13 protein-coding genes are annotated in these 12,759 nt (G+C 70.3%); 5 read left to right on the top strand and 8 right to left on the bottom strand.

Translation table 11 applies throughout. The features are described 5' to 3' along the window. Nucleotides 1–58 precede the first annotated feature (58 nt). Nucleotides 59–517 carry a hypothetical protein gene (locus FJV41_RS09215; protein WP_141642060.1) on the bottom strand — a complete coding sequence of 153 codons (459 nt, stop codon included), beginning with the start codon at nucleotides 515–517 and terminating at the stop codon, nucleotides 59–61. A 100-nt stretch (nucleotides 518–617) separates the two neighbouring features. On the opposite strand from FJV41_RS09215, the gene FJV41_RS09210 reads away from it, so the two are divergent. Continuing rightward, nucleotides 618–1,370 (top strand): GNAT family N-acetyltransferase, encoded by a 753-nt coding sequence (locus tag FJV41_RS09210; protein ID WP_181790511.1) that lies wholly within the window; start codon nucleotides 618–620, stop codon nucleotides 1,368–1,370. A gap of 10 nt (nucleotides 1,371–1,380) precedes the next feature. Here the strand turns inward: FJV41_RS09210 and FJV41_RS09205 are convergent, their stop codons facing one another. From FJV41_RS09205 to FJV41_RS09195, 3 genes are all read right to left on the bottom strand, one after another. Beyond that, nucleotides 1,381–2,199: a helix-turn-helix domain-containing protein gene (locus FJV41_RS09205; RefSeq protein ID WP_141642059.1), complete on the bottom strand. Its 819-nt coding sequence runs from the start codon at nucleotides 2,197–2,199 to the stop codon at nucleotides 1,381–1,383. A gap of 5 nt (nucleotides 2,200–2,204) precedes the next feature. Next, entirely contained in the window at nucleotides 2,205–4,349 is a 2,145-nt protein-coding gene (locus tag FJV41_RS09200; protein ID WP_141642058.1) for a cation:proton antiporter domain-containing protein, read from the bottom strand. Between the two features lie 131 nt (nucleotides 4,350–4,480). Next, nucleotides 4,481–4,849 (bottom strand): response regulator, encoded by a 369-nt coding sequence (locus FJV41_RS09195; RefSeq protein WP_141642057.1) that lies wholly within the window; start codon nucleotides 4,847–4,849, stop codon nucleotides 4,481–4,483. A 606-nt stretch (nucleotides 4,850–5,455) separates the two neighbouring features. Here FJV41_RS09195 and FJV41_RS09190 point away from each other — a divergent pair. Both FJV41_RS09190 and FJV41_RS09185 read left to right on the top strand, forming a co-directional pair. Further along, nucleotides 5,456–6,157 carry a ferritin-like domain-containing protein gene (locus tag FJV41_RS09190; RefSeq protein WP_141642056.1) on the top strand — a complete coding sequence of 234 codons (702 nt, stop codon included), beginning with the start codon at nucleotides 5,456–5,458 and terminating at the stop codon, nucleotides 6,155–6,157. A gap of 14 nt (nucleotides 6,158–6,171) precedes the next feature. Beyond that, the gene (locus FJV41_RS09185; protein WP_141642055.1) at nucleotides 6,172–6,897 is read left to right on the top strand and encodes a ferritin-like domain-containing protein; all 726 of its coding nucleotides are present in this window, start codon (nucleotides 6,172–6,174) and stop codon (nucleotides 6,895–6,897) included. A gap of 51 nt (nucleotides 6,898–6,948) precedes the next feature. Here the strand turns inward: FJV41_RS09185 and FJV41_RS09180 are convergent, their stop codons facing one another. From FJV41_RS09180 to FJV41_RS09165, 4 genes are all read right to left on the bottom strand, one after another. Beyond that, the gene (locus tag FJV41_RS09180) at nucleotides 6,949–7,560 is read right to left on the bottom strand and encodes a TIGR02265 family protein (protein ID WP_141642054.1); all 612 of its coding nucleotides are present in this window, start codon (nucleotides 7,558–7,560) and stop codon (nucleotides 6,949–6,951) included. Between the two features lie 269 nt (nucleotides 7,561–7,829). Then, nucleotides 7,830–8,990: a pyridoxal-phosphate-dependent aminotransferase family protein gene (locus tag FJV41_RS09175; RefSeq protein WP_141642053.1), complete on the bottom strand. Its 1,161-nt coding sequence runs from the start codon at nucleotides 8,988–8,990 to the stop codon at nucleotides 7,830–7,832. A gap of 109 nt (nucleotides 8,991–9,099) precedes the next feature. Continuing rightward, nucleotides 9,100–10,395, bottom strand: coding sequence for a M20/M25/M40 family metallo-hydrolase (locus FJV41_RS09170; protein ID WP_141642052.1), 1,296 nt, complete (start codon nucleotides 10,393–10,395; stop codon nucleotides 9,100–9,102). Between the two features lie 113 nt (nucleotides 10,396–10,508). Beyond that, a complete protein-coding gene (locus FJV41_RS09165; RefSeq protein ID WP_141642051.1) occupies nucleotides 10,509–11,420 on the bottom strand; it encodes a zinc metalloprotease in 912 nt (303 codons plus the stop codon). A gap of 159 nt (nucleotides 11,421–11,579) precedes the next feature. Here FJV41_RS09165 and FJV41_RS52130 point away from each other — a divergent pair, with 159 nt between their 5' ends. Next, on the top strand, nucleotides 11,580–11,744 hold the full coding sequence (locus tag FJV41_RS52130) for a hypothetical protein (RefSeq protein WP_174459025.1): 165 nt from the start codon (nucleotides 11,580–11,582) through the stop codon (nucleotides 11,742–11,744). Between the two features lie 52 nt (nucleotides 11,745–11,796). Then, the gene (locus FJV41_RS09160) at nucleotides 11,797–12,750 is read left to right on the top strand and encodes an ATP-grasp domain-containing protein (protein ID WP_141642050.1); all 954 of its coding nucleotides are present in this window, start codon (nucleotides 11,797–11,799) and stop codon (nucleotides 12,748–12,750) included. Nucleotides 12,751–12,759 lie beyond the last annotated feature (9 nt).

Genomic DNA, 12,759 nt, shown 5'->3' with positions numbered 1-12,759 from the left:
ATATTCGTGAAAATCGCTTGGCCGCCCCTCGGGGAGGCGGCCTGCGGAAACCGGGGGGTCAGGCGTCGAATCGGGACGGCGGGAGGCGGTCCTCCAGCGCCGAGATCAGCTCTTCGAAAACAGCCTTGCGGGCGAAGAGATGCCGGGTGACGAGCACCCTTCCCTCCTCCTTCAAGAACAAACCGAGCACGTTCCCCCTCCTGCCGAGCCGGCGCACGGAATCAATCTGCCCCCAGTGCAGCTCCAGCTCGCGGGAGCTGAAGGGGCGGGCCACGCGGACGCCTCGCGTGTCCAATGAGATGCCCCAGCCGGCACGGGGTCGCAGGCGGTGGATGGCCACGAGGAAGGCGAACATCAGGCCCGCCGTGACACCCGCGCGGGCCATCTCCTGGATGCCCCCTCCGTCCCGGGCATTGGCCAGGGCCCAGGCGGTCAGCACCGCCAGGACACAGGCGCCCAGGAAGAGGCCGATTCGAGTGGCGCGAGGGTCGAAGGCGTAGAAGCGCGGGCTGCTCATGAGTGCCAGCGCACCCTAGCCGTCCTGGAGGGCTCGCGCGCGGTTTTGAGCAGGCCGTTGTTCGCCGTCCGGCGTGCGCCACCTACGATGGACCCGCGCCATGACCGATGCCGAACTGAACGACCGACTTCTCACCAACGTCATCGCCTTCAAGCACCTCCAGCGGGAGCGCGGACTGCTGCGCCACGGGAGCGCCCCGGGCATGGACGCCTTCGCCCTGCCCGAGTACCCCGCCGAGGCCCACTTCCAGCAGGCGTACTTCCGGACGCCCCAGGCGCTCGTCGAGGGACTCCCCGCCCTGGAGGCCTTCTACCGGGGCCTGGACATCCCCGCCTGGCGCGTGGCGGTGCTGCCCGGGGACGACGAGGGCGCCCGCGTGCTGGGCGCCGCCGGCTACCAGCCCGACTCGCGAATCCCGGCCATGGGACTGGCCCTGGCGGACACGCCGGACCTTCCGCCCTCGTTCCCCCTGGTGGCGCCCGAGACGCAGGACGAGATGGTGGAGCTCAACATCCGCGTCTGGGGGAAGTGGGACGACATCCTCACGGTGTGGAGACAGCCGCCGCGGCTCCCCGTGCACACGCTGGTGGCGCGCGAGGGGGACCGGGCCCTGGCGTGCGGCTTCGCGCTGGACGTGGAGGACACCGCCGGGGTGTACATGGTCGTCACGCTGCCAGAGGCGCGGGGACGCGGGCTGGCCGCGGAGGTGATGCGAGGGCTGCTCACGGGCGCCCGGGAACGCGGCCTTTCGGCCTCCGTGCTCCAGGCCACCGAGCAGGGCCGGAGCGTGTACCGCAAGCTGGGCTACCGCGAGCTGGGGGACTGGGTGAACTGGACGCGGCGCGCCGACTGAGGCCCTCGGGTCAGCGCAGCGCTTCCAATTCCTCCAGCACCGCGAGCACCTGTCCGGGCTGCCGGCACTCGTCGAGCCGCTCCGCCAGCCCACGCGCCGCCAGCCGGGCCACGTGGGCCATGCGCGTCAGCCGCACGCGGCCCCGCTCGCCGTCCACCGCCGCCACCACCAGCCGCAGCGGCCGGCCGTCCGGGGTGTCCACCTTCAACCCCTTCGCCAGCGTCACCAGCGCGGCCACGGGCGCGGCGCCCTGCAGGAAGACGTGGGGCACGGCCACCTCGCCGCCCACCGCGCACGAGGACTCGCTGTCGCGCTGGCGCAGCCCCTCCACCAGTCGCGCCGCGTCCACGCCGGGCAGCGTCGCCGCCAGTCGCCCCGCCACCACGTCCAGCACGTCTTCCCAGCCACCACAGGAGAGCTGGAGCACCACCCGCTCCGGCGCCAGGAGCGGCGCCAGCGCCGGCACCGGCGCGTCCGAGTGGCCCCCTCTCACGGGGAACTCCGCATCCAGGAAGTCTCGCACCCGGGCCAGCTGCGTCCCCGACAGGCGACGCCGCGCCAACTCCAGGAAGAGCGTCCCGGCGCCCGGCACGTCCTCCAGGTACTCGGAGACGTAGGGGCTCATCCGGTTCGCCACGTCCATCAGCAACGCGGGGGGCACGTCCAGCTCGCGGGCAATCGCCGTCAGTCGCTCCGCCGTGGGCGGCGCATCCACGCCGTGCTCCACCCGGCTGAGGTACGCGCTCGACACGCCGATGCGGCGGGCCATGTCCCGCAAGGACAGGCCCGCGTCCACCCGCAGCAACCGCAGCGTCGCCCCCAGGTGCATGTCGCTCAGCTCCTCGAGGCCACCGCGGAGGCGGCGGCCTGGGACGTGGCGACGGCCTCCACCACCGGCTCCGACTCGTGCACCACCAGCAGCGAGCCCGGTGCGTCACGGACGATGCGCTCGCGCTGGAGGCCGAACACCCGGTCCTCCAGGCCCCACGGCGCGCCCACGCCCACCACCACCAGGTCATGGCCACCGTGGCGGGCTTCCTCCAGCGCGGCCTCCTCGGGCGACTCGTGCTGGACCACCTTCAGCCGCACGCCCGAGCCCTCCTCCGCCGGGAACAGCTCGTCCACCTGCGCGCGTGCGCCGTTGCTCTCGCGCGACGTCACGTGCAGCACGGTGATTTCCGCGCCGGACTGCCGCATCAACCGCCGCGCCAGCTTCAGCGCCGCGCGGTCATGCCGGCTGCCGATGAAGGGCACCAGCACGCGCTTCACGTCCGACAGGCCCCGGTCCACCAGCACCGCCACGGTGCCGGACGCGGCCTGCATCACCTCGTGCACCGTGCCGCCCAGCACCGTCTGGCTGAACAGCGGCTTGTGCCAGCCCAGCAGCACCAGGTCCGCGCGCTTCGCCTCCGCCGTGCGGCGGATGTCCTGCGCGGGCTCCGTCGACACGAAGGACAGCGGCCTCACCGCCAGCCCCAGGCTCTTCGCCCGGCCCAGCAGCGGAGCGAGCGCGCCATCCCCCTCCACGTCCTGGTCCGAGGCGCGGGGCTCGGACTCCGCGCCACGCAGCGACACGCGCTCCGGATGGACCAGATGCAGCGCGTGCAACTGCGCGCCCTCTCCACCCGCCAGGGCCTTGGCCAGACTGGCCATCCCGGGGCCCGCCTGCTGATGGGAGACACACATCAACACCGTGTAGGGCGTCGAACCGGGAGTCGCGGGCGGGGCCAGCTCCAGCCTGTCCCGGGCCAGCTCCTCCGTCGGGTAGAACAGTTGCAGGAGCGGCGTGGTCATGAACGTCGTCACCAGCGCCATCAGCACCATCATCGTGAACAGCGTGGGCGAGATGACGCCCAGGTCCAGGCCCAGGTTGAGGACGATGAGCTCCATCAACCCGCGCGTGTTCATCAGGATGCCGATGGCCCCCGCCTCGCGCCACCGCATGCCCGTCATCCGCGCCGCCACCGCGCTGCCGCCGAACTTGCCCACGCAGGCCAGCAGGATGATGGCACCACACGTGAGCCACGCCTCGGGCGTGTTGAGCAGACCAATCTGGGTGCGCAGGCCGCTGAAGGCGAAGAAGACGGGCAACAGCAGCACCACCGCCACGTCCTCCAGCTTCTCCGAGAGAGCCTCCGCCAGCCCGCCCTCCTTGGGGATGACGGCGCCGAAGAGGAAGGCCCCGAAGAGGGCGTGGATGCCGATGAGCTCCGTGGCCCACGCGGACGCCAGGAGCAAGAGCAGCGTGCCGGCGACCACGTTCTGCGTCAGGCCCTCGCGGCTGGCCACCCGGGCGCCCAGCCGCGCGAGGAAGGGCCGGACCGCCAGCAGCATGAACGCGATGTAGCCCATGGCGAACACGGTGGTGAGCCCCGCCTGCGCCAGGTCCGAGGCGCGGACGATGGACACCACGAAGGCCAACAGGCACCACGCCGTGACGTCGTCCACCGCCGCGCACGCAATCGCGATGGCGCCGATGCGCGACTGCAACAGGCCGCGCTCGGTGAGGATGCGCGCGAGCACCGGGAAGGCGGTGATGCTCATCGCCACGCCCATGAAGAGCACGAACGACGAGAAGGGCACGCTCGGGTCCGAAAAGTCCTTGTACAGCCACAGCGCCGCCGCCACCGCGCCCAGCGCGAAGGGCACGATGATGCTGGTGTGGCTGATGGCCACCGACGCGTGGCCGCGTCCCTTCAACAGCTTGGGGTCCAGTTCCAGGCCAATCAGGAACATGAACAACACCAGGCCCACCTGGCTGAGCATCTTCAGGATGGGCAGCGAGTCGGTGGGGAACAGCGTGTTCATCAAATCCGGCGCCAGCCACCCGAGCAACGAGGGGCCCAGGACGATGCCCGCCACCACCTCCGCGATGACCAGCGGCTGGCCCAACCAGCGCGTTCCACGCCCTATCAATCTCGACACGCCGATGATGACGATGAGCTGCATCATGAGCAGCGTGAGCGCGTTGGTGTGCATCCTACCTCCGTCGAAACTTGCGTGTTAAGTGGGCACTTACCAGCACCCCTCGCGAAGCGTCAAACGGGCATTGCGCTCGGCTGCCCTGGGTGAGGCGGCATGTCGGAGAGCGAGCAGACGTCGCGGACGGCTCACGCGGCCTGGTGCTTGCGTACGGCGTCCAGCAGCGTGTCCACGTCCACGGGTTTTCGCAGGTGGCCGCACGCGCCGATTTCCTCGGCGACCTGACGGGCGTTAGCGGACGCGGAGAAGACGAGCACGGGAATGTCGCGCCACTCGGGCACCTGTCGCATGGCTCGCGCGAAGCCGGCGCCATCCAGCACGGGCATCATCATGTCGAGCAGCACCAGGATGGGGAGTTCACGGGTGGCTCCGAGCACATCGAGCGCGTGCTTGCCGTTGCTGGCGCCCATCACCTCGTAGCCCGCGTCGCGCAGGACTTCTTCCAGCGCCTCGCGCAGGTCCGCGTCGTCATCCACCACCAGCAACGGCCCAGTCACTCACTCGCCTCCTTGTCGCGGCCCCGCCACACCCTGGCTCCGCGCGGTGCACCTCCCGCGCGATATCAAGAGCGGAGCCTAGCGCGCGCACCCGACGTGGGCGTCATTCCTCGCTCGTGAAACAGCCGCTCCGTCCCACGTCCGTGCTCCGGTGGCCATGAGGTGTTGAGCATTGGCCAATATGCGGCTCCGCGCCGGATTGCATCTCTGGATTCCAGGGAGCGCCGGGTGGATTGAGACTCGCGAGTTGTCTCGGGCTCGGAGACTTCGAGCGAAGCGACAGAGGGAGCAAGCGCTTCGGACCTCGACGCCCCACATGCCCTGGAGTCATGCCCGCGCACCCGTGACACGACAGTGTCCAGGTGCCACCCCGCCCCACTCCAGCATCCTGGAGCTGACTCCAATCTGTTGACACGGTCCACGGACGAACGAAGCGCCGCCCCGGGGACCTAAGGGCCGCGCGCCGGGTGTCACGCAGGCGCCGCCTTCAGCAATTCCCCCGCGCGCCGGAAAAGCCCCCGCCACACCTTCGGCGTACCGAGCCCGTGCCGGGCTTCAGGGGGCGCCCGGCACCCACCACTTCCGACCGCCTCCTCGGATGGACCCATGACCGAAGAACTCTCTCGCCGTGCCGCGCTCCGAAGCGCCACGGCCGTCGCGAGCCTTGGCCTCGCGACGGGCCTGCTCACCCGCGGCACACCCGCCCAGGCCCTGACGACCCAGGCCGACCTCACCCCCCTCAAGGCGCTGCTCACCGCTGAACGCAACGCCATCAAGACCTATGACGCCGCGGTCAGCGTGCTCGACGCCGCCACCAGCACCGACCCGCTCTTCCCCTTCCAGGGCATCGTCAAGGCCATCGCCCTGCACTTCCGCCAGCAACACACCGAACACGCCGACAAGCTCGCCCGGTACATCGACCGGCAAGGCGGCGTCGACGACGTGGGCGAGGGCACGGCGCAAGTCCCCACCGACTTCGTGCCCGGCATCAAGAACGTCATCGACCTGGCCACCAACGCGGAGAAGGCCGCCGCCATCGGCTACACGAACACCCAGAAGTCCCTCGTGCTCGCCGACAACGCGGAGCTCGCCGCCGCCATCGGCGCGGTGGAGTCCCAGCACTTCGTCGTCCTCAACCTGGCCGCGCGCGGCTTCGTCACGCCCCCCGCGTCCACCGTCAACCAGCCCGCCGACGCCCTCACCGCCGTCGCGTCCCAGTTCGTCCCCAGGGCCTTCGCCATCACCGTCGACGGCGCTCCAGGGCTCGACGACGAGACGGACCTGCCCTTCTACGACGTGACGCAGTGAGGAAGCCCACCACCATGAAGACCCAGAACCCCTCCGACTCCGTCCTCGCGCGCCGCCGAATCCTCCAGGGCCTCGCCACCGTGACAGCCGCCTCGGCGCTCACCGCCTGCGGCCTCAACGAGCGCACCAACTCCCAGAACCAGGTCAACCCCATCGACCGGGCCCGGGAAGCCGGCGCCCTCAACACCCTGGTCGCCGCCGAATACGTGACTGTCGACGCCTACACCCAGGGCGCGGTCATCCTCACCGCCGCGCGCGACGACACCTCGCGCCCCCAGGAGGAACGAGACCTGGCCGCGCTCGCGCTCGCGCTCGCCACCCAGTTCCAGGAAGACCACACGGCGCACGCCGCCCTGCTGTCGGAGACCGTGTCGCGCCTGGGCGCCACCCCCGTCCGCGCGGATGAAGTGTCGTTCACCCCGCCCCCCAACTTCAGGCCCTCCGTCGGCAACGTCCTCAAGCTCGCCGCCAACGAGGAGCGCCGCTCCGCGATGACCTTCAACCGCGTCCTCAAGGGCATCCAGACACCCGACAGCCGCTTCATCCTCGCCTCCATCGAAGGCGTGGACACGCAGCACTTCATGGTGCTCAAGGCCCTCATCGAAGCCCTGGTCGACGTCACCCCGGCCCTCGATGCCGCGCAGGTGGTGCCCCAGCCCTTCGTCGCCTCCACCGTGAGCCTGGGCGGCGGCAACGGACTCGAGGAGCAGCCCGACCTCGCCGTCAACGACCAGGGCTGACGTCCTCCACACCGGGCGCGGCGGGCCTGTCCCCACCGCCGCGTCAGGCCCCTACCGCCAGGACAGCTCGTACTCGCTCTCCAGCAGTGCCACCTGCCGGCCCATCACCCTCACGTCGCGCGCGCCCACCGCCTCCAACGCTCCGCGCAACACACCCTCGTGATACGCCGCCGGCATGAAGTCGCGCCGCATGATGAAACGCGCGCTGCGCTCTCCCGTCCACTGCGGATACCGCTCTCCGTAGCTCACCGCCATGCGGTACGCGTCACCCAGCGACTCCAGCAACAGCCGCGGACTGCCCGCCGCCTCCGCCAGCAGCTCCCGGCCGAACAGCGACGCCAGGAAGTCCACCGTCGCCTGCGAACCCATCCGGTGCAGCACCCCGTCGAAGCCATTGAGCTGCGGGCCGAGCAGCCGCGCCGCCGTGGACACCATCCGCAGGTAACGCGACACCGAGTACAGGTGGAACGGGTTGATTTCCCACACCCCCGCCACGCCCTTGCACCGCGCCACCGCGCCTTCTCCTCCCAGGTTCGCGATGACGCTCAGCGCCCCCTGGAAGAACATGCCCCGCGCCTGGTCCTCGTCCGTCGCGGCCAGACGCCGCTGCTCCAGCTCCCACGCCGCCCCACCCCCACTGCTCGCTTCGGTGCCCACGTACATGGTCGTCTCCCCGAGGGGGCTCGCACTGCCTCGACTCAGGGGACACGTCCGGCGTTTCCAATGGTTTTTCAGGATTCGCCGGCTTCCCCCCACTTCCTAGTTACCAACCATCCCATATTTTTCTACCCCTGTCGAATGGTTCCGGCACGCCCCAGGGTCCATGGAAGGGTTCACCCACCACACGAACCCCTTGGATTTCGGGCACATTTCATTCTTGAGGCCCAGGAGAGCGGGCGGGGCCGGGGTGCGGGTGACCCCGCCCGAGGGCTTCAGCGGGCGGTGAGGGAGGCCTCGGCGGCGGCGAGGCCCGCACCGGGCTCACAGCGGTGGCCGGCGGCCCTCAGCGCGCGCTCCACGGCCCCCACGGTGGTCAGCAAATCCGCGGGGCCCACGCGGTTCATGTGGCCCACGCGGAAGTAGCGCGCCTTGAGGTCCGGGTGGAGTCCACCGGCCACCACCACGCCCTCGGCCTTCACGCGGCCCACCAGCGACGCGTCCACGCCCTCCGGGTAGTAGACGGCGCTCAGCGTGTTCGCCGTCACCGCCTCGGACACCGGCAGCATGCGCAGGCCCAACCCACTCCACGCGGCGCGGAAGGCGCGGGCCAGGCGCTGGTGCCGCGCGAAGCGGGCCTCCAGGCCCTCGGCGAGAATCTGTCCCAGGCTCACGTCCAGCGCGCACACCAGGTTGACGGGCGGCGTGGCGAAGTAGGCCGGCTTGCCCGCCTCGTACGCCTCCATGATGGGCAGCCACTCCGCCCAGTCGGAGTACACGCTGGCCACCGGTACGCGGCGCTTCTTCCACGCCTCCAGCGCGCGCGGCCCCACGGTGAGCAGCGCCAGCCCCGGCGGCACGCCCACGGCCTTCTGGCTCGCGGTGAGGTACACGTCCGCGCCCCACGCGTCCTGGTGGAACGACTCGCCCGCCGTAGCGCACACGCCGTCCACCACCGACAGCACGCCCAACTCGCGCGCCACCCGCGACAGGCCCTCCACGGGCGTGAGCACGCCGGTGGACGTGTCCACGTGCGTGACGGTCATCACCTTGAAGCCGCCGCGCTTCAGGTGCGTCTCCACCTCCTCCACCGTCGGCGCGTCACCAGGAGGGGCGCGCACGTGCGTCACCTTCGCGCCGTGCCGTTCCAGGATTTTCGCCATCCGGTCGCTGAAGTAACCCGTATTCACCACCAGGGCGGCGTCACCGGGCTCGACGAGGTTCGCCACCGCCAGCTCCATGGCCAACGTGCCGGAGCCGGACACCACGAAGGGCTGCGCGCCGGGAGCGAGGCTCACGTCGCGAAGCCGCTTCAACGCCCGGCCGAAGATGGCGATGAAGGCCGGGTCCGTGTGGCCGTAGGAGGGCGCCCCCAGGGCCTGAAGCACCTCCTGCTCGAACTCCACCGGCCCCGGAATCATCAGCAGGTCTCTCACGGCGTCACCGCTCCTCGGCAGCGCTCCGGCCCGACGCGGGCGGAAGCAGGGTCCATGTCTCACTGTATATACACAGGGGCCCCCGCGAGAGCGCGCGGCCCTGCTCCACTCACAGCCGCTCGAGCAGCTCGCGCAGGATGGCGAAGCCCTGGCGGAAGTCCTGGAGGTGTGCCTGCTCGTTGGGCGCGTGGTAGTACTTCATCTCCCCGAAGCCCGTGATTTGCACGTCGCAGCCCTGACGCTGCAGGTCCCTCACCAGCGGCAGCGAGCCGGTGAGCGAGAAGGGCTCCGCGTCCACGCCCCGCACCGTCTTCATCGCGTCCTTCAACGCTTGCAGGCCGGGCGAGTCCAGCCGGCAGGCGATGCCCTCGGTGCCTCCTCCGTCGAAGCGCAGCGACACCGTGCCGCGCCGGCCGTCCGCGGTGCGCGTGCGGGGGAAGCCCGGCGGCACGTCGTCGCGCTCCAGCCGCGCGTCCAGCGCCTTCACGAAGTCCTCGGTGGCCCGCCGCACGTCGGCCAGGTCGTGGAACGGCGTGAGGCGGATGTCGCCGCGCACGGTGACGTCGGCGGGAATCTTCGTCTCCTTGGTGTTGGTGGCCTCCACCACCGTGGCCTTGAGGCTGGAGGTGGCCAGGAAGCCCCAGCGCTTCTCGTCGTCCGAGGGCGGGTAGCGCGCATGGAACCAGCGGGCCAGTTCCAGCGACGCGGCCATGCTCAATTCCAGCGCGTTGACGCAGTTCTGCGGCATGCCCGAGTGGCCGCCCACGCCCGTGGCCTTCAGCGCCCACAGGCTGATGCCCGCGGTGCCCAGCGTGGGGCCGAAGTTCGCGCTGTCCAGCCAGAACACCGGCTGCCCCGCCAGGTCCTTGAGCCGCCCCTGCTCCGCGACGTAGCCCAGGCCCAGGCCCGGCAGGTCCGACGACTCCTCGTTCGCGATGAGCACCACCTTCAACGTGCGGCGCGGACGCACGCCCGACTCCGCCAGCTGCGCGAGCAGGTCCGTCGCCACCGCGACGTGGCCCAGGCAGTCGGTGACGCCTCGCCCGTAGAGCAGCCCGTCCGGACCCTCGTGAAGCTTGAAGGGACTGTGCTCCCAGCCCTCGGCCTGCTCGTCGGCGGGGACCACGTCGAAGTGCGCGCCCACGAAGCCCACCGCGCCCTCGCCCGTGCCCTTCACGGTGAGCACCAGGCTGGGACGGGACTCATTGCCCTTGGAGGCCAGCGACTCCGCATGGATGAAGCCACTGGCGATGTGCGGCGCGAGCACGTCCAGCACCACCTGCGCGGCGAGCCGCTCCTCGGGCACCAGCCCCGCGCTCGGATTGTTCTGCAGCTTCGGAGTCAGGGCGATGAGACGCCGGAGCACATCCAGGAAACGGTCCTCACGGAGGGCGAACGCTTGCATGGGCGCGGATTGGAGCCCGAGTCTCCGGAGGAAGTCACTGAAAACGACGACGCCGGAGCGTGATGAGCGCCCCGGCGTCGCCTTCCGCGTCAACGGCTGTCCAACACCCCGCGTCAGCGGTAGGTGAGGGCCTGCGAGTCCATGCGGGCCGACTGACCCGTGGTGAACGTGTTCATGCAGGAGTCGTCGGAGTAGTCCATGAAGTTGGTGATGGGGTCGTTGCCAGCCGTCGAGCAGGTGTTGCGGCCCGTGGGGCAGCCGTAGGCGGGAGAGGCCTCCGCCGGCGTGTCGCTGACCGAGTCACCCGAGCCGGAGCAGCCGCCCTGGAACGTGTGGTACAGGCCCAGCCAGTGGCCGACCTCGTGCGTGCCCGTGTCACCCAGGTTGTACGGCGACGCGGTGCCGCCCGGGACGCTGGAGAACAGAATCACCACGCCGTCCATCGTCGGGTTGCTGGCGTAGCTGGAAGGGAACGTCGCCCAGCCCAGCAGGCCGCCGCTCAGGTTCGCGCTGTAGATGTTGAGCGCGTTCTTGCCGCCCTTGCGCAGCGCCGTCTTCATGGCGCGCTCGGCGGACGAGCCCGAGGACAGGTTGTACCAGGTGGTGTTCGTGGTGCGGTCCGTCGCCGTCAGCGTGAACTTGAACGGCGTGTTCGCGTACGCGGCGTTCAGCACGTTCATCTGGTTGGTAATCATGGCGGCGGTGATGTCGCCGTTCGCCACGCCCGTGCCCTTGTTGATGACATGGAAGTAGGTGGGGATGGTCACCGAGCCGTTCGGCCGCGCGAAGTCAGACACCGCGCGCTCCATCGCGAAGCGGCCTTCCATCTCCGCCATCTCCTCGGCGGACGGATTCACGCCACAGCCACGGGCGTTGAGCACCTGCTGCGTGGGCTGCTCCTCCGCCGGGGGAGGCGTGGGCTCGGCCTGCCCCTCCGGGGGAGGAGTGGAACAACCGGCGAGCGCGGCGAGGGTGCCAACAAGAACCGCGAAACGGCCGCTGCGACGAACGATGATACGGGACATTCCCGACTCCTCGGAAAATGCGGGGGAACCAGAATATTCATGAATGGTTTCCCTTACGTCAAACGGGTCACCCGGGCCCCTCCTCTCCGGGCGGTGCGTGTCTGGGGTTGAAGTGGCGCCTTGCCGCGGGCGGACACACTCTTCGACGCAGGAGGTCGCATGAAGACGAATGAAACATCCCCGCGCGGGCCGAAAGCTTCACGCGGGCTGTTCGTGAAAGGGCTCGTGCCCGAGGAGAAGGCCCAGGCACCGGGGCCCCGACAGGTGACCACGATGATGGTGGGTGAGGAGACGAAGGACGGGGACCCGGGCTCGCGCGCATGACGCGGTGCACGGCGCTGGATGCGCACCCGCGCATCTGTTTCGCTGCCGGACCATGACGCAAGAAGCGACGCGGACAGGCGTGGTGGCGCTGGTGGGTTCTCGCGAGGACGTCCACATCCAGGACGTGGCGCGACGGCTGGGTGCGGAGGGTGTGGACAGCGTCATCGTGGACACGCTGACCTTCCCGGACGAGACGCGGATGTCGCTCACGGAGGGACTGGACGGAATCCTCGTGGACGGGCGCGCGGTGGGCCGCCCCGCCGCCGCGTATCTGCGCGGGCTGCACTCACACCCGCTGGCCTTCATGGTGGACGCCGAGGAGGCCATGGCGGAGGACTGGCGCACCACGCTCACCGCGTTCCGCGAGAAGGGCACGCTGCTGTTGGGGCTCATCGGCCGGTGGGAGCAGCTCGGCGTGCCGCTGTACAACCCGCCCTCGGCGGACTGGCTGTTGCACAAGCCCGTGCAGCTCAGCGCCTTGAAGGCCGCGGGTCTGCCGGTGCCCCGGACGCTGTGGACGAATGACGCGGAGGCGGTGCGCCGCTTCGCCGCGAGCGGGCGCGTGGCCTACAAGCCCGTCATGGGGGGCGCCGCCACGCGGGAGCTGCTGCCGGAGGACCTCACCGACGAGCGGCTCGCCGCGCTGGCCGCCGCGCCCGTCACCTTCCAGGAGCTGCTGCCGGGCGAGGACCTCCGCGTGTACGTGCTGGATGGCGAAATCATCGCCTCCCTGCGCATCGTCACCTCCGCGTTGGACTTCCGGCAGAACGAGGAGCGGATTGAGCAGATGGTGCTGCCGGACGAGGTGGCTCGGCAGTGCGTGAAGGCGTGCGAGGTGCTCGGCCTGCGCTGGACGGGGCTGGACCTCAAGCGCGGCCTGGATGGGGAGCTGAAGTTCCTGGAGCTGAACGGCTCACCCATGTTCCTCGGCTTCGACGCGGCCGCGGGCACGGACGTGGCGGGGCACTTCGCGCGGGCCCTGGTCCGTCATGCGCGGCGCGGGTAGCAGGGACAG

The organism is Myxococcus llanfairpwllgwyngyllgogerychwyrndrobwllllantysiliogogogochensis, assembly GCF_006636215.1.
Taxonomy (GTDB): Bacteria; Myxococcota; Myxococcia; order Myxococcales; family Myxococcaceae; genus Myxococcus; species Myxococcus llanfairpwllgwyngyllgogerychwyrndrobwllllantysiliogogogochensis.
The sequence above is the reverse complement of the archived record's forward strand: the minus strand, read 5'-3'. Positions and strand labels throughout refer to the sequence as shown.

What these genes read in the sequence shown, in the direction of transcription:
- FJV41_RS09215 (WP_141642060.1), bottom strand. Translation starts at nt 517, where the DNA reads ATGAGCAGCCCGCGCTTCTACGCCTTCGACCCTCGCGCCACTCGAATC.
- FJV41_RS09210 (WP_181790511.1), top strand. Translation starts at nt 618, where the DNA reads ATGACCGATGCCGAACTGAACGACCGACTTCTCACCAACGTCATCGCC.
- FJV41_RS09205 (WP_141642059.1), bottom strand. Translation starts at nt 2,199, where the DNA reads ATGCACCTGGGGGCGACGCTGCGGTTGCTGCGGGTGGACGCGGGCCTG.
- FJV41_RS09200 (WP_141642058.1), bottom strand. Translation starts at nt 4,349, where the DNA reads ATGCACACCAACGCGCTCACGCTGCTCATGATGCAGCTCATCGTCATC.
- FJV41_RS09190 (WP_141642056.1), top strand. Translation starts at nt 5,456, where the DNA reads ATGACCGAAGAACTCTCTCGCCGTGCCGCGCTCCGAAGCGCCACGGCC.
- FJV41_RS09185 (WP_141642055.1), top strand. Translation starts at nt 6,172, where the DNA reads ATGAAGACCCAGAACCCCTCCGACTCCGTCCTCGCGCGCCGCCGAATC.
- FJV41_RS09180 (WP_141642054.1), bottom strand. Translation starts at nt 7,560, where the DNA reads ATGTACGTGGGCACCGAAGCGAGCAGTGGGGGTGGGGCGGCGTGGGAG.
- FJV41_RS09170 (WP_141642052.1), bottom strand. Translation starts at nt 10,395, where the DNA reads ATGCAAGCGTTCGCCCTCCGTGAGGACCGTTTCCTGGATGTGCTCCGG.
- FJV41_RS09165 (WP_141642051.1), bottom strand. Translation starts at nt 11,420, where the DNA reads ATGTCCCGTATCATCGTTCGTCGCAGCGGCCGTTTCGCGGTTCTTGTT.
- FJV41_RS52130 (WP_174459025.1), top strand. Translation starts at nt 11,580, where the DNA reads ATGAAGACGAATGAAACATCCCCGCGCGGGCCGAAAGCTTCACGCGGG.
- FJV41_RS09160 (WP_141642050.1), top strand. Translation starts at nt 11,797, where the DNA reads ATGACGCAAGAAGCGACGCGGACAGGCGTGGTGGCGCTGGTGGGTTCT.